The sequence below is a fragment of the Sorangium sp. So ce185 genome, assembly GCF_051526825.1.
Classification (GTDB): Bacteria; Myxococcota_A; Polyangia; order Polyangiales; family Polyangiaceae; genus Sorangium; species Sorangium cellulosum_D.
Genome location: NZ_CP150316.1, coordinates 11,349,135 through 11,363,131, shown reverse-complemented (window position 1 = coordinate 11,363,131; position 13,997 = coordinate 11,349,135). Strand labels below are relative to the sequence as shown.

The window sequence follows — 13,997 nt, the reverse complement described above, 5'->3', positions numbered from 1 at the left end:
GGCACCCGCCGCCGGCGCGGGCGCGCTCGTCGCTAGGGGGCCGGCGGCGGGCGGTCGACGGGTACCGTGCTCACGGTCTCGTCCTTCTCGGCGAGCCACACCCAGTTGTCGACGAGCCCGGTCGAGTCGAGCTGGTGATCGCCGGCGTCGTACGCTCCCCACCGGATCTTGATCAGCTGGCCCGGCTCCACGGGCGCGGAGGTGACGAGCCAGCCCGTCCCCGCGCGGCCCTCGAACCCCGTCCCGAGCAGCTCGCTGGTCCCGCTCGAGCACGCGTACACCCTGCCGTCGAGGTTGCAGGGCGGGCCGCCGTCGCAGCTGCAGACGTCGATGAAGGCGTTGTTGATGCTCATCGCGTTCCTCTTGTTGTCGAAGAGGATGTGGCCGTCGATGAGGTTGGCCGGACGCGGCGAGAGCAGCGCGACGAAGTAATCGTTGAACTCGGTGCAGGCGAGCGGCCAATCGTAGGTGACGTAATTGATGTTGAACGCGAAGCCGCGGACGTTCGTCGGGACCCGGATCGCGATCTCGACGGCCGTCGGGTCGGACGGCTTCAAGGGCACGAAATCGCCGCAGTCGCGCGGGTCCTTCGGGAAGCCCTCGGGGAACTCGCCCTCGTACTTCTTGTTGAACCCCATCGGGCTCTCGAACCCCTCGTCGCTCGCTTGGCGCGCCGTGCCGCTGGAGAGCGCGAGCAGCCGCGCGCCTGCCTTCGGCGGGATGTTGGCCCCGAACTTGGGCAGGATGCCGTGCCCGAGGTGAAAGTTCGCGTTCTGTTCCGCCCCTTCCGGCGGCGGCGAGCCGTCGACCATGACCCAGGCCGCAGAGACCACCCCCCAGTCGCCGGGCCCGGACGACGTCTTGCACAGCTCGACCGCCTTCGCGGCGTTGAGCGGATCCGCGTCGTCGATCGCGATGTCGCTGTCGCAGGGCTCCGGCAGGTTGTCGACGTCGCCGTCGCAGTCGTCGTCGACCCCCTCCGGCGCGGCGCCGCCCTCGCCGCCGACCGTCGCGAGCTCCACCACGCCCGGGTTGACGAGCGGGTTGCAGTCGTCGCAGTCGCCTTGCTGCTCCGTGTAGCCGTCGCCGTCCGCGTCGTCGTCCGGCGAGCCGCCGCAGTCCATGCCCCCAGCGCCCCCCACGCTCGCCGCGCCTCCGGCGCCGCCCGACGCCGTGGTGATGGTCGTCGCGTCGGTCGTCGCTGTCGGCGCGTTGCCGCCGGGGCCGGCGGCGCTCCCGGCGCCGCCCTCCCCGCCAGCGGCGATGCCGCCCACCGGTCCGATGTTCCCGGTGCAGGCCACGCTCAGGCACCCCGCCGCGGTCATGAGGCTCAAGAAATCCAACCAACGCGTCATCGGTGCTCCTCGAGGTCGCATGGAGCCAAGGAGGTTCAGGTCGATCCGGCGATACGGGAGTCTGCGATGATTTTATCAGCAGAAGCCGCGGCAACAGTCAGCACATCCCGGCGAAGCGCGGTGCTTTTTTGTGAGTCGGACGCCCACATCGTGGCACCGGCTCCCGGCCAGGCGCGGGCGTCCAGCGCGCTGCGCGCCGCAGAAGAAGAGGGGCGACCGCATCGACGGAGCCTCGACAAAGCAGAGAGCGCCGGCGCTTTCACCGCGCCGGCGCTCTCGGGCCCTCGAGGGGCGTGGGCCGCCGGATCCGCCCCGCTCGACCGGTGCCGGGCGGGACGTTCCGGACGCTCAGGCCTGGGCGCCCACTTCCTTCTTGCCCTTGCGCTTCGGCTCCTTCTTGCCGGAGCCGTTCACGGCCGCGGGCACCGCCGAGAGCGTCGGGCGCAGCAGATCCTCGGCCATCTTGGCCGCGCGGTTCGTCTTCTCCCAGCTGAACTCGTCGCGCCCGAAGTGGCCGTACGCCGCCGTCTTGCGGTAGATGGGCTTCAGCAGGTCGAGCTGCTCGATGATCGCCTTCGGCCGCATGTCGAAGTTCTGCATGATGTACTTCTCGAGCACCTCGTCACCTACGCGGCCCGTGCCGAAGGTGTTGACGTGCACGCCGACCGGCTGCGCGACGCCGATGGCGTAGGCGATCTGCACCTCGCAGCGCGCGGCGAGCTTCGACGCGACGACGTTCTTCGCGACGTAGCGCGCGTAGTAGCAGGCGGAGCGATCGACCTTCGTCGGGTCCTTGCCGCTGAAGGCGCCGCCGCCGTGCCGGCCCATGCCGCCGTAGGTGTCGACGATGATCTTGCGGCCGGTGAGGCCGGCGTCGCCGAAGGGGCCGCCGACCACGAAGCGGCCGGTCGGGTTCACGTACACCTTCGTGTTCCGATCCATCAGCTTCGCCGGGATGCTCTTCTCGATGATCAGGCTCCGCACGGCGTCGACGATCGTCTTGTGCTTGACCTCGGGGCTGTGCTGCGTCGACACGACGACGGCGCTCACGCGGACGGGCGTGTGCTCCTCGTACTCGATCGTGACCTGGGTCTTGCCGTCGGGGCGCAGCCAATCGAGCTTCTTCGACTTGCGGAGATCAGCGAGCTTGCGGGCGAGGCGGTGGGCATAGCTGATCGGCGACGGCATCAGCTCCGACGTCTCGTCCGTCGCGAAGCCGAACATGAGCCCCTGATCGCCGGCGCCCTGCTCCTTGAAGAGGCCCTCGCCCTCGGTGACGCCGCGGGAGATATCGGGCGATTGCTTCTCGATCGCCGTGAGCACCGCGCATGTCTCGTAGTCGAAGCCCATCGAGGCGTCGGTGTAGCCGATGTCCTTGATCGTGTTGCGCACGACCACCGGCATGTCGACCCACGCCGAGGTCGTGATCTCGCCGGCAACGACGGCCATGCCCGTCTTCACCAGGGTCTCGCAGGCGACGCGGGCCGTCGGATCCTTCTCGATGATGCCATCGAGAATCGCGTCGGAGATCTGGTCGCACACCTTGTCGGGATGTCCTTCGGTGACGGACTCGGAAGTGAACTGGTAACGGCGCATGAATCGCTCCTTCGGCGGGCTCGAAAAACGGGCCTCTACGCATAGTTCGAGCGCGGGGCACCGTCAACGCGGGCTGCGGCCGGCCGCGGACAAAAGCGCCGGCCGGACGAGCTGCCGGATGGGTCGGCTCGCGCGGCCTGAGCGCGAATGGGCCACCGCGCGCGCGGCCATCCCGCGCGCGGCCACCCTGCGCGCGCGCTGCTGCCCGGGCAGCACTTCGCTCCCCGGCGCGCGTCGGTCGGGCGCGCCGGCGAAAGGCGCGCCCGACCGACGCGCGCCAGGCGAAGGGGCTGCGCCGCGCTCCGGATCGCGCCGGGCGGCCCGTGATCGCGGGCGATCGCGGCGCGGCCGCCCTGCCGCGCGTCCAGCGCACTCCCGGTGGCGCGCCGCGAGCGGCTATGATGCCGCGCATGACGTTCGACGAGATCAGGGCCTGCCTCGAGGGTGAAGGCTGGGCTGTGGAGGTCGTGTCCAGCGACACGATGCGCAGCGACTTTCAGGGGGCCGAGCGGCTCTTCCCCCTGTTCGTGCGGCTCTCGCCCCCCTTCGTCGTCTTCGCGGTGATCCCGTTCGTGCGGCTCCCGATGGAGCCCGAGGAGGGCGACGCGATCGTGCGGCGCCTCCTCCAGCTGAACCGCGAGATCAACATGGCCAAGCTCTCGGCCGACGAGGAGGGCGACGTGATCCTGAGTGTCGAGTACCGCCTCGAGGACCTGGATCCGAGCGAGGTGCGCGACGCGGTCGACGTGCTCTCGTTCTATGCGAACAAGCACTATGCCGAGCTGGTGGAGCTCGCCACGCCGTGAGGAGCCCCCGGCGCCTCACGGCACGATCGGCTCCTCTCGCGGCTTGATCCCCTCGTGCGCCCTGAGCTCGCTGCGCACGACGCGGACGCGCCGCACGTCGCCGCCGCGGACGACCGTGAGCTCGACGGCGCTCCCGACGGCGCCGCGGAGCCGCTCGCGCACCTCGGCCGAGGAGAGATCCCGCACGTAGACGCCATCGATCATGAGGATCTCGTCGCCGGGGATCAGCCCGGCTCGCTCGGCGGCGAGCCCGCGCGGTACGTCGCGCACGTAGAGCGCCTGCGACTCGTTGTCTCTCCCGAGGACGGCCCCGATGGACCCCACGCCCGCCGCGCAGCCGGCGGCCATGAGCAGGAGCGCCGCGCCGAAGGACCTGCTTGCCACGGGGACACCATAGCGCCCGAGCGGCGCCCCGTGCGCCTCATCGTCGGGCGACGTCCGCGGAGCGCTCAATCCAGTTGGTCTCCGGGGGGAAGCTGCCCTAGAGTCCGCGCCGGAGTCGCCGATGCCCGAACCGTGCGCTGCTACCGAGAGCTCTACGCCTGCCGCTCCGTCCGGCGGTGTGCCCGGCGGCTGGAAAATGCGCATGGAGGACCCGCTCAATCGCTACTACCGGTACCCGATCGCGCGCTGGATCGTGCGAGCGCTGATGAGCACGCCCGTCACCCCGAACCAGGTGACGCTGGTCCAGCCGCTCTTCGCGGCGCTCGCCGGGTACCTGGTGACGTTCGATGATCCGCGGCACCTCGCCGCCGGCGCGCTCGCCTTCGAGCTCCGCTCCATCCTGGACTGCGTGGACGGCGCGCTGGCGCGGGCCAAGCGGATGGCGAGCCCCGCAGGGCACGCCATTGACGCCCTGGCGGACTGGCTCGGTGTGACATTCCTGTACGCGGGCATCTTCTGGCACTTCCACCTTCACCCGCCGCCCGAGGGCCCGTGGAGCGCCGTCCTGTCCACGAACGGCATCCTGCTGCTCGCGCTGCTCCAGGGGGCGCTGCGCTCCTTTTCCTCGGACTACTTCAAGCTCAAGTACTGCTCGATCTTCGAGCGGGGCACCGATGAGACGGTGGACGTGCTGCGCAGCAAGATCCAGGCGCTCGGCCCGTCGTCCTCGTTCTTTGCCCACGCCGATGTCTTCATCGGGCGGATGGGGCACCTCGCGTTCGAACACGAGTGGTTCGACCCGGAGCGGAGCCGGTCCTCCACCGGCGCGGATCAGGTAAAACAGCTGATCCGGGAGGAGACATCGCCGCTCACGCGCCTCATCGGCGCGCTCTGGGCGATATCGAGCGGGGACGCGTTCCTGTCGCTGGTGGTGCTGACGCTCCTCGCGGACCAGCTCTGGCTGGGTCAGGTCTTCTTCGCGACCGGCGGGGTCGTCTGGATCGTCGCGGTCATCGTGCTGAACGGCTGGTTCCTCCGCGGCGCGTCCCGCCGCGGGAAGCTGGCCGTGGCCTGAGCTCGGCCGCCGCGGCGCCGCCGCGCTCGGGCCCGCGCGTCTCGTCTCGTCAGAGGGCGCGCGTCAGAGCGCGCTCGCCAGCCGGCGGGCCTTCTCCACGTCCTCCTCGAAGTCGATCTCGGTCCAGGGCAGGTCGTCGACGCGCTCGATGCCGAACGGCACCTCCTGGAAGGCGCGGTCCATCGCGGCCTCGTACTCCTGATCGAGGCGGCCGGCGGAGACCTCCTCCTCGAGGAGGCGCTGCATCACGCGGCCGCCCTGCGGGCCGACCTTGGCGAAGCCGACGGTCTCGCCCGCCAGGTCCCACTCCTTGCCGACGCGGCGCGCGATCTTCAGCACGCGGCCGGCGCGGACGCCGACCATCATCTCCTCGCCGCTCTCCTCCGAGCCCGCGTCGACGAGCAGGCAGTTCTCGTGCGGCGAGGACACGAGGCGCCGCAGCAGCGCGGCGGGGTACAGCACGTCGGCGTCCATCCACAGCCCGCCGCCCGACAGCCGATCGGCCGCGACGTGGAGCGAGACGATGCTCCCGTGGACGAACCGCGGGTTCTCGACGAGCTCGATCGTGAGCGGGGCGCGGAGCGACGCGAGGGCCTCCTCGATCATCTCGCGCCGGAAGCCGACGACGATCGTCAGCTCGGCGACGCCGCTCTCGGCGAGGTTCACGAGGTGGCGCTCGAGCAGCGTCTTGCCCTCGATCGAGATGAGGCACTTGGGCGCGTCCCGGCCGATGCGCCGGCCGCGCCCCGCGGCGAGCAGGATGGCCCTCATCGGCGCGCCTCGGCCGCGAAGCGGGCGGCGAGCTCCGGCGGGGTCTCGGCGACGCGGCCGATGCCCTTCACGGTGCCGCCCTCGACGAGGGCGAGGACCATGACCGGGCCCGGCTGCACGCGCGCGGCGCGCAGCGACGCGTCGAACGAATCGACCGAGTCGGCGCGGTGCGTGGCGCGGTAGCCGACGGCGCTGGCGACCGACTCGAGCTTCACGTCGCCCGAGATCGTCCGCTGCCCGCCGGTCGAGGCGTGGGAGCGGTTGTCGAGGACGACGTGCAGGAGGTTCGCGGGCCGCTCGCTCCCGACGCTGGCGAGGGCGTTCATGCCCATGAGGACGTTGCCGTCGCCGTCGAGCACGAAGATCCGCTTGCGCGGCTGCGCGAGCGCGAGGCCGAGGCCGATCGACAGGCCGAGCCCCATCGAGCCGATCATGTAGAAATTCGAGGGCCGGTCCTGCGTCGTGTAGAGCTCGCGGCCGATCATGCCGTTGCAGCAGACCACGAGGTCGTCCTTGCCGACCGCCGCCGTGAACACCTTGAGCGCTTCGAGCTTGTTCATTCGAGCACCCCCGCCGGGACGATGAGCGCCGCCGGCTGCCTCGTGGAGAGCATGACGTCCTTCGCCCACCCGACCTGCGGGCCCATCGGCTCGCCGCCGCGGAGGACGCGGTGCTGGATCTTCATCAGATCGAGGATGGGGAGCATGATCTCGCCCATCATGATGTGCTCCGGGGCGTCGTTGCCGCCCTCGCCGCGCCAGGAGATGACGAGCAGCGTGGGCACCTCGTACATCGTGCTGAGCGAGGCCAGCGCGTTGACGGAGACGCCGAGCCCGGAGTTCTGCATCAGGACCATCGGCAGCCGGCCGCCGAGCCAGGCGCCGACCGCCATCCCGATCGCGCTGTCCTCGCGGGTCGCCGAGATGTAGCGGGCGTCCCTGTCGGCCTCGAGCTGCGAGACGAGGCCCTTCAAGAGCGAGCAGGGCACGCCCGCGAAGAAGTCGAACCCCGCGTCCTTGAGCGCGGCGACGAACTCGGGCGCGTACGATTTTCCTGAACCGTGGGACATCGGCTCACTCCTTGATGAGGGCCCAGGCGCGGCGGTAGTCCTCGAACGTGTCGATCTCGAGCCACCCCTTGTAGACGTCGATCGCCTGCACGTCCGCGCCGCGGTCGATGAGCTCCTGGAGCAGGTCGGTGAAGGTCGCGCTGCGGAGCGACTCGGCCTCGTGGAAGCTGCCCTTCGCGCGGGTCTCCTGCAGCTGGTGATAGCAGTCGGTGAGCAGGCGCGCGCCCTTCGCGGTGAACATGGCCATGCCGACGAACTCGCCGTGCGCCTCGCCCGCCGGGATCGCGCGGCCGACGCGGGCCACCCGGTGCGGCGCGTCGGCGCCCACGAAGCGGTAGCCGGCCTCCTGCGCGTCCTTCAGGACCACGAGATCCGGCACGCCGCGCGCGTCCTTGGGCCGCTGGCCCTCGGCGTAGGCGCGGTCGACGACGATCGAGATGTCGGCCGGGCTCTTGAGCAGCTTCTCGAGGTGGCCGCGCTCGAACACGATGTCGCCGTAGAGGAAGACGAACGGCCCGTTCAGCTCCTTGGAGGCGCGGAAGAGCGAGGCGACCTCGTTCGTCGTCGCGTACTCGTCGTTGTCGTAATAGCGGGCGTTCGGGAGCTTGATCGCCTCCTTCTTGTACCCGCGCACGACGGCGACATCCTTCACGCCGCACGCGTTGAGCACGTCGATCTGCCGCTCGAGGATGCTCTTGCCCTTCAGGTCGAGCATCGGCTTCGGCAGCTCCTCCGTGAGGGGCAGGAGGCCCTGGCTCTGGCCGGCGGCGAGGATGACCGCGGTGACGCCCGGGCTGCCGGAGGGCAGGAAGCTCGACTCCTCCTGCTTCATCTTGTCGACGCCCACGAGCTGATAGACGCGCTCGAGCGGCACCACCTTGTCGTCGACGCTGCCGGTGTACATCTCGCGCTTGAGCGTCTGGAGCGTCTCCGTCATCGCCTTGATGGACGAGCGGATCGCGTGGTTCGCGAAGATGATCAGCTTGAAGCCGGCCTTGTGCAGGGTGTCGACGTTGGTCGTGCGGTAGATCGTCGGCACGCAGACGAGCGGCGTGCCCGGGCGATCCCACGCGCGGGCGAAGGAGAGCACCTCGTCCGGGTCCTTGCTCTTCGAGTGGATGAGGACCATGTCGGCGCCCGCGTCCGCGTAGGCGCGGCCGCGGCGGAGCGCCTCATCCATCCCCCAGCCGGCGATGAGCGCCTCGGTCCGCGCGATGACCACGAAGTCGCGGTCCTTCTGCGCCGATTTCGCCGCGCGGACCTTGAGCGCGTGCTCCTCGACCTCGGCGAGCTCGCGCTTCACGCCCGCGTAGAAGCTGCAGCGCTTCGGGAAGATGTTGTCTTCCATGCAGATGGCCGCGACGCCGGCGGCCTCGTACTCCTCGACGCAGCGGATGACGTTGACGGCGTTGCCGTAGCCGTTGTCACAGTCCGCGATGACGGGGAGCGAGGTGTTGTTCATCATCTTGGCGGCGTGGAGGTTCTCCGCCATCGTGAGGATGTTCGCGTCCGGCACCGCGTAGCTCGCCGAGATCTCGAAGCCGGAGGCCCAGAGCCCGTCGAACCCTGCCTCTTCGCCGATCTTCGCGGAGAGCCCGTTGTGCGCGCCGATGATGACGATCGGGCCCGGGCGGGCCATGAGCTCGCGCAGCTTCCTGGCTTTGGTCACGTCTCCTCCACTCCTCTCCTCCGCGCGGCCTCGTCACGGTCCGCCCGGCGAGCGACCGCGCCCGCTGCGCAGCGGAGCGCGGCCCGAGCGAGCGGCGCCCGCCGTCGCCGCGCGCGGGCGGCGCCGTGGGGCGCCGGGTCTCGCCCTCCATCGGAGCCGGGCCTCAGAACGGGGCTGCCTTAACACCGTTCGCCGGTCCCGCCAATGCCGGGCACGCCGCGGAGCCGGACCAGCCCAGGGCTGGCGCGGAGCACCGCCTGGCAGGCGAGGCGCAGGCGCGGCGGGGCGCCGAGCCGCTCGAGCAGCTCGAGCTCGCCGCGCGCCGGCGGCTCGAGGTGTTGCTCCCCCTCGACGACCTCGACGCGGCAGGTGGCGCAGCGCGCGTCGCGGCACGAGAACACGACCGGCGCGCGCGCGTCGTCGCAGACGTCGATCAGCCTGCCGGGCTCGGCCTCGACGGAGACGGGAGGGCCGAGCTCGCTGGCCTCGAACACGACCGTGGGCATCTCCGCTTCCTCCTGCGCCCTGGCTGGGGCCCCGCGCCGATGGCGAGCGGCGCGTCGGCGCGGCGCTGGCCTCGCGCGCCGCGACCGCATTTTCGCGGGCGTCTCCTCGCATTATACGACGGAGGCATGACCGATCGCTGGGACGCAATCATCCTCGGCGGCGGGCCGGGTGGGTCGACGCTCGCCGCGTCGCTGGCCAAGCTCGGCCGCCGTTCCCTCGTGCTCGAGCGGGAGACGTTCCCTCGCTTTCACATCGGCGAGTCGCTGCTGCCGCGCTCGCGCGAGGTCTTCGAGCGGCTCGGGCTGGACGAGAAGCTCGACGCGCGCTTCCTCCGCAAGTACGGCGCCCGCTTCTTGTGCTCGTCGACGAGGCGGACGCGGACGTACAGCTTCGCCGACGCGTTCGATCCGAAGTTCGAGTTCGCCTACCAGGTGGAGCGCGACGTGTTCGACCAGCTGCTGCTGCGGCACGCGGCGGAGCTCGGGGCGGAGGTGCGCGAGTCGTGGGAGGCCGTCGAGGTGCTGTTCGACGGGTCGCGCGCGGTCGGGGTGCGCGCGCGGCCGCGCGCGAGGTCCGAGGGCGCCGCGCCGGACGCCGGGTCGGCCGCGCGCGCCGGCGCGAGCGACGTCGTGGAGCTCCGGGCGCCGATCATCGTGGACGCGACGGGGCGGGACACGCTGCTCGCCTCGAGGTTGCGGCGCAAGGCGCAGCTGGCCGAGCTCGACAAGACCGCGCTCTTCGCCCACTACGAGGGCGTGGTCCGCGAGGACGGGATCCACCAGGGCAACATCCAGCTGGTCATCTTCGACCACGGGTGGTTCTGGTTCATCCCGTTCCGCGGCGAGGTGACGAGCGTCGGCGCGGTCGTGTCGTCGAGCTGGATCCGGAGCCGGAGGAGAGGGGAGAGCCTCGACGACTTCTTCGAGCGCACCGTCGCCGAGAGCAGCTGGGCGCGGGAGCTCCTCGCGGGCGCGCGGCGCGTGAGGCCGGTGGGGGCGCTCGCCGACTTCTCGTACCGGATCGACCAGCTCGCCGGCGACGGCTGGCTCTTCGTGGGCGACGCCGGCGGGTTCCTCGACCCGCTCTTCTCGACGGGCGCGCACCTCGCCATCAAGGGCGCCGATCTGGCGGCCACGGCGATCCACCGCGCGCTCGAGGCCGGGGACACCTCGCGCGCCGCGTTCGCGGGCTACGAGGCGGAGGTCCGCTACGCCGTCGATCTGTTCCTCGGCGTCGTGCAGGGCTTCTACAAGGGCCACTTCCGGGAGACGCTGTTCGAGCCGAACCAGCGGCCCACGATGCGCAAGCTCATCACCAGCATGCTCGCGGGCGACGTGTTCCACGCCGAGAAGCGCCCGCAGTGGGCGTCGTTCCTCCGGCAGTACTATCCGGCGGAGGTGCCGACCTTCACGTGACGCGCGGAGCGCTGGCCCCCGCGCGCGCGATCACCCGCCGCAGGGGGCGCGCTCGGCGACCGCCTCGCTCATCTGCTGGCACGCGGCCGCCAGCGCGCTGCGCGCCTCGTCCCTCGCGTCGCCCTCGAGCGCGTCGTCGTCGGCCTCCGCCTTCGCCTCGAGCGCGTCGCGCGCGATCCGGATCGCGGCCTCGTGGCCCTTCCTCGTCTCCGCGGGCAGCTTGCCGGCGCAGGCGAGCATCGCGGCCAGGTAGCCGTCGCACGCGTCGACCCCCGTGCTCTCGATCTCGGCCCTCCCCGGCTCGCCGCCGGCCTTGCCGCAGCCGAGGACGGAGGTGCCGCACAGGAGGAGTCCGAGGAGTGCTCTCGTCATCGTCATCGTCGCGCGCCCGGGGCGTCGCCGGCGTCCGGTGCCGGCCGCGTCGCGCCCCGCTCGATCGCGGCGCACCCTGCCACGGGCGCGCGCCGCGGGGCAATTTTCGGCCGATCAGGCGCGGATCAACAGGATGGCGTGCTCGTGGCGCGGGCGGCGCTGGAAGGCGCGCGCCGTGGGGCGGTGGAAGTGCGGGCGCGGCTGCGACGCGACCGCGCGGACCGCGAAGCGCGCGCCGGAGGCCGCGGCCTTCACCACGTCGACCGCGTAGACCGGCGCGCCGGCCACGACGCTGTCGGCGATCAGCAGCACGAGCGGCGCGCCGCTCCGCAGCACGCGCGCGAGCGCGACGAGCACGCCGCCGAGCTCCTCGCGCCAGCGCGCGCGGCCGGCCTCGGGGCCGAGCGGATCGAGGTGTCGGCGGGCGCCGATCTCGTCCTGCTCGAAGCTCGCGCTCCGGAGCCGGAGCCAGCGCAGCCTGGCCTCGTGGTGGGCGAGGTAGTCGTAGACGCCCGGGTACGGCGGCGACGTGACCGCGAGGTGGATCGAGTCGGGCGCGACGCCGCGCAGCGCGCGCGCGTCGCCCTCCTCGACGAGCGCGGGCGGGCTCGCGGCCAGCGGCGCGGCGACGTCGGCGAGGCGCCGGGCGAGCTCCTCCGCCTTGCGGACGAAGAGCCGCGCCGGATAGCCGGCGGCGATCCGCCGCGGCATCTCGTGCTCCGACGTGTCGGACGTGCGGCGGCTGAGCTTCGTGAGGATGGCCGAGAGCACGAGCTCGAGATCCGCGCGCAGGGCGTCGGCGCCGTGGCCCGCGAGGCGGTCGAGGCCGACGCGCAGCCCGTCGAGCTCGAGCAGCACGTGCGGCTCGAACAGGGCGACGTCCTCGGGGCCGTACCTGCGGCTCGGGCCGGCGCGCGCCTTGCGGCGCTCGTCGGCGGCGGCCGCGACCTCGCGTGCGGCGGCGACGAGCCGCTCGCGCTCGCCCGGGGTGCTGCCCTGCACCTTCAGGCGGGCGAGGCGCACGGCGAGGGGGTTCGCGTCGACGCCGATCGCCGCGCGGCCCGCGAGCCGGGCCTCGACGAGGACGGTGCCGCTGCCGCAGAACGGGTCGAGCACCCGATCGCCCCGCCTCGAGAGCGCCTCGACGAGCCGGCGGGCCGTGTCCGGGTGCATCCGGGCCGGGTAGCTGTGGAACCCGTGCACGTGGGCGCGGGCCGCCTCCTCCGCGTCGCTCGCGCTGGCCACGTCGAGCGCGTGGGCGAGCATCGCCGCGTCGGCCGGATCGCCCTCGAGCCGCGTCTCGCCGCCGACGTTGGTCAGCGCGCGGCGCGCCTGCGGCGCAGGGCGGGGCGCGCGGGGTTCCTGGGGCGCGCGGGCCTCCGTGGGCGCGCGGGGCTTCTGCCGCGGGGCGCCCGGCTTCGTCTTCGGATCAGCGCTTCGTGGGCTCGACATGGGCGGTCCGTTGCGTGAGGGGCACGTCGGCGAGCGCTTCCTCCTCGGCGGCGAGGGCGTGCGCCGCGCGCTCGGCCTCGGGCTCGCCCGCGGGCGCCGCGCCGACGCGCAGCCTCGGCGCGTAGCCGAACTCGCCCGCGGGGCTCACCGCGCCGCGCACGACGTCGTTCACCTCGAGCAGCGCGAGCAGCTCCTCGGCCTGGGCCTCGCCGATGCGGAGGGTCGAGGCGAGCGCGCCGGCGGTGAGCGGGCGCTCGGCCTGCCGGGCGACGTCGGACGCGACGGAGACCCAGGCGGCGTCGAGCGCGGGCGCGATGTCCCGGCCCCGCGACTTGGCCCGCCGGAACGCCCACAGGGCGAAGGCGGCGACGGGCGCCATCGTCAGGAGGCCCGCGGCGAAGAGCCCGACGCTCGCGCTGAGGACGAGCAGCATCACGGCGAACAGGAACACCTCGAAGCCGAAGAGCGCGCTCGCCGCGATGCCCGCCGCGCGCCAGACCGAGCGCGCCGAGGCCGCGGCGCGCGCCTTCTGGAGCAGCGGCACCTCGCGGCCGGATCGCTTCGCGCGGTCGCCGTCGACCGGGACGCGCGGGCCGCCGCAGACGTCGCACCGGAAGCGCAGCTCGGGGTGCGCGGAGACGCCGGCCACCCCGCCGCAGTGCGGGCACGCCTCGGCGCGCTGGTCCGCGCCGCACCGCGGGCAGCGCGCGCTCCCCGGCGCGAGCGCCGCGGCGCACACGCGGCAGCGGGCGTCGCCGGACGGCGCCTGCGTCACGGCGCGCTCGCGGCGGACGCGGCGCGGGCGCCGTTCACGCTGCGGAGCACGGCGTCGAACAGGGCGCGCCCGTCCGCGCAGCCTTGCCCCTGGAAGGGCTGGCTCATCCGCTCGGGGTGGGGCATCAGCCCGAGCACGTTGCGCCGGGGGCCGCCGTAGATGCCGGCGATGTCCATGGCGGATCCGTTGGGGTTCGCGTCTCCTCCGACCAGCCCCTCCCGGTCGCAGTACTGGAGCGCGATGGCGCGATCCTCGACGAGCTTGCGGAGCGTCTCCGGATCGGCCTGGTAGCGCCCCTCGGCGTGGGCGATCGGCAGGCGGAGCACCCGAGGCAGGCCGCTCGTGAACGGCCCCTCGGCGCGCGGCGTCACGAAGACGTCGCGGCACTCGAAGCGGAGGTGCGCGTTGCGGGTGAGGGCTCCCGGGAGCAGCCCCGCCTCGGTGAGGATCTGGAACCCGTTGCAGACGCCGAGCACCAGGCCGCCGCGCTCCGCGTGCCGCCGGATGGCGGGGACGATCTGGCTCGTGCGCGCGATGGCGCCGCAGCGCAGGTAGTCCCCGTAGGAGAACCCGCCGGGGATCGCGACGAGGTCGGTGCCAGCGGGGAGCTCGGCGTCGCGGTGCCAGGCGGTCGACGTGCGGACCTGGAGCACGTCGCGGAGCGTATGGATCATTTCGGCATCGGCGTTGGAGCCCGGGAAGATGACCACGGTCGCGTGCATGGCCGTCCACGTAGTCCGGTTGCCGGCGC

General features: G+C 72.5%; 15 protein-coding genes. 3 read left to right on the top strand and 12 right to left on the bottom strand.

Features of this window, described 5'->3' with window-relative positions; genetic code table 11:
- Positions 1-32: 32 nt before the first annotated feature.
- Positions 33-1,355, bottom strand: a complete 1,323-nt coding sequence (locus WMF26_RS41865) for a hypothetical protein (RefSeq protein WP_437997290.1) — start codon at positions 1,353-1,355, stop codon at positions 33-35.
- A gap of 348 nt (positions 1,356-1,703) precedes the next feature.
- The gene (gene metK / locus WMF26_RS41860) at positions 1,704-2,951 is read right to left on the bottom strand and encodes a methionine adenosyltransferase (RefSeq protein WP_437607158.1); all 1,248 of its coding nucleotides are present in this window, start codon (positions 2,949-2,951) and stop codon (positions 1,704-1,706) included.
- Positions 2,952-3,361: 410 nt separating this feature from the next.
- Between metK and WMF26_RS41855 the strand changes: the two genes are divergently transcribed.
- Positions 3,362-3,757: a YbjN domain-containing protein gene (locus WMF26_RS41855; protein ID WP_437333702.1), complete on the top strand. Its 396-nt coding sequence runs from the start codon at positions 3,362-3,364 to the stop codon at positions 3,755-3,757.
- A 15-nt stretch (positions 3,758-3,772) separates the two neighbouring features.
- Here the strand turns inward: WMF26_RS41855 and WMF26_RS41850 are convergent, their stop codons facing one another.
- The gene (locus WMF26_RS41850) at positions 3,773-4,141 is read right to left on the bottom strand and encodes a PDZ domain-containing protein (protein WP_437333701.1); all 369 of its coding nucleotides are present in this window, start codon (positions 4,139-4,141) and stop codon (positions 3,773-3,775) included.
- 202 nt (positions 4,142-4,343) lie between these two features.
- Between WMF26_RS41850 and WMF26_RS41845 the strand changes: the two genes are divergently transcribed.
- The gene (locus WMF26_RS41845) at positions 4,344-5,216 is read left to right on the top strand and encodes a CDP-alcohol phosphatidyltransferase family protein (protein WP_437997289.1); all 873 of its coding nucleotides are present in this window, start codon (positions 4,344-4,346) and stop codon (positions 5,214-5,216) included.
- A gap of 63 nt (positions 5,217-5,279) precedes the next feature.
- On the opposite strand, the gene WMF26_RS41840 is transcribed toward WMF26_RS41845, so the two are convergent.
- From WMF26_RS41840 to WMF26_RS41820, 5 genes are all read right to left on the bottom strand, one after another.
- Positions 5,280-5,987, bottom strand: coding sequence for an NTP transferase domain-containing protein (locus WMF26_RS41840; RefSeq protein ID WP_061629116.1), 708 nt, complete (start codon positions 5,985-5,987; stop codon positions 5,280-5,282).
- The gene (locus WMF26_RS41835) at positions 5,984-6,547 is read right to left on the bottom strand and encodes a thiamine pyrophosphate-dependent enzyme (RefSeq protein WP_437333699.1); all 564 of its coding nucleotides are present in this window, start codon (positions 6,545-6,547) and stop codon (positions 5,984-5,986) included. Before WMF26_RS41835 ends, WMF26_RS41840 begins: the two co-directional genes overlap by 4 nt.
- Positions 6,544-7,056 (bottom strand): thiamine pyrophosphate-binding protein, encoded by a 513-nt coding sequence (locus tag WMF26_RS41830; RefSeq protein ID WP_061629118.1) that lies wholly within the window; start codon positions 7,054-7,056, stop codon positions 6,544-6,546. Before WMF26_RS41830 ends, WMF26_RS41835 begins: the two co-directional genes overlap by 4 nt.
- Before the next feature lie 4 nt (positions 7,057-7,060).
- On the bottom strand, positions 7,061-8,725 hold the full coding sequence (locus tag WMF26_RS41825; RefSeq protein ID WP_437997288.1) for an isocitrate lyase/phosphoenolpyruvate mutase family protein: 1,665 nt from the start codon (positions 8,723-8,725) through the stop codon (positions 7,061-7,063).
- A 179-nt stretch (positions 8,726-8,904) separates the two neighbouring features.
- Complete coding sequence (locus WMF26_RS41820) at positions 8,905-9,231, bottom strand: 2Fe-2S iron-sulfur cluster-binding protein (RefSeq protein WP_437997287.1); 327 nt, start codon at positions 9,229-9,231, stop codon at positions 8,905-8,907.
- A 126-nt stretch (positions 9,232-9,357) separates the two neighbouring features.
- On the opposite strand from WMF26_RS41820, the gene WMF26_RS41815 reads away from it, so the two are divergent.
- Positions 9,358-10,647 carry an NAD(P)/FAD-dependent oxidoreductase gene (locus WMF26_RS41815; protein ID WP_437997286.1) on the top strand — a complete coding sequence of 430 codons (1,290 nt, stop codon included), beginning with the start codon at positions 9,358-9,360 and terminating at the stop codon, positions 10,645-10,647.
- A gap of 30 nt (positions 10,648-10,677) precedes the next feature.
- Here the strand turns inward: WMF26_RS41815 and WMF26_RS41810 are convergent, their stop codons facing one another.
- From WMF26_RS41810 to purQ, 4 genes are all read right to left on the bottom strand, one after another.
- Positions 10,678-11,019: a hypothetical protein gene (locus WMF26_RS41810; protein ID WP_437997285.1), complete on the bottom strand. Its 342-nt coding sequence runs from the start codon at positions 11,017-11,019 to the stop codon at positions 10,678-10,680.
- Between the two features lie 114 nt (positions 11,020-11,133).
- Entirely contained in the window at positions 11,134-12,471 is a 1,338-nt protein-coding gene (locus WMF26_RS41805) for a DNA methyltransferase (protein ID WP_437997284.1), read from the bottom strand.
- On the bottom strand, positions 12,449-13,246 hold the full coding sequence (locus WMF26_RS41800; protein ID WP_020740366.1) for a zinc ribbon domain-containing protein: 798 nt from the start codon (positions 13,244-13,246) through the stop codon (positions 12,449-12,451). The genes WMF26_RS41805 and WMF26_RS41800 overlap by 23 nt, the downstream gene beginning before the upstream one ends.
- Positions 13,243-13,968 carry a phosphoribosylformylglycinamidine synthase subunit PurQ gene (gene purQ / locus WMF26_RS41795; RefSeq protein ID WP_061625438.1) on the bottom strand — a complete coding sequence of 242 codons (726 nt, stop codon included), beginning with the start codon at positions 13,966-13,968 and terminating at the stop codon, positions 13,243-13,245. Before purQ ends, WMF26_RS41800 begins: the two co-directional genes overlap by 4 nt.
- Positions 13,969-13,997 lie beyond the last annotated feature (29 nt).

Excerpts from the sequence above, each read along its gene's own strand:
- WMF26_RS41865 (WP_437997290.1), bottom strand. The coding sequence starts at position 1,355 with ATGACGCGTTGGTTGGATTTCTTGAGCCTCATGACCGCGGCGGGGTGC.
- metK (WP_437607158.1), bottom strand. The coding sequence starts at position 2,951 with ATGCGCCGTTACCAGTTCACTTCCGAGTCCGTCACCGAAGGACATCCC.
- WMF26_RS41855 (WP_437333702.1), top strand. The coding sequence starts at position 3,362 with ATGACGTTCGACGAGATCAGGGCCTGCCTCGAGGGTGAAGGCTGGGCT.
- WMF26_RS41845 (WP_437997289.1), top strand. The coding sequence starts at position 4,344 with ATGGAGGACCCGCTCAATCGCTACTACCGGTACCCGATCGCGCGCTGG.
- WMF26_RS41840 (WP_061629116.1), bottom strand. The coding sequence starts at position 5,987 with ATGAGGGCCATCCTGCTCGCCGCGGGGCGCGGCCGGCGCATCGGCCGG.
- WMF26_RS41835 (WP_437333699.1), bottom strand. The coding sequence starts at position 6,547 with ATGAACAAGCTCGAAGCGCTCAAGGTGTTCACGGCGGCGGTCGGCAAG.
- WMF26_RS41830 (WP_061629118.1), bottom strand. The coding sequence starts at position 7,056 with ATGTCCCACGGTTCAGGAAAATCGTACGCGCCCGAGTTCGTCGCCGCG.
- WMF26_RS41820 (WP_437997287.1), bottom strand. The coding sequence starts at position 9,231 with ATGCCCACGGTCGTGTTCGAGGCCAGCGAGCTCGGCCCTCCCGTCTCC.
- WMF26_RS41815 (WP_437997286.1), top strand. The coding sequence starts at position 9,358 with ATGACCGATCGCTGGGACGCAATCATCCTCGGCGGCGGGCCGGGTGGG.
- WMF26_RS41810 (WP_437997285.1), bottom strand. The coding sequence starts at position 11,019 with ATGACGAGAGCACTCCTCGGACTCCTCCTGTGCGGCACCTCCGTCCTC.
- WMF26_RS41805 (WP_437997284.1), bottom strand. The coding sequence starts at position 12,471 with ATGTCGAGCCCACGAAGCGCTGATCCGAAGACGAAGCCGGGCGCCCCG.
- purQ (WP_061625438.1), bottom strand. The coding sequence starts at position 13,968 with ATGCACGCGACCGTGGTCATCTTCCCGGGCTCCAACGCCGATGCCGAA.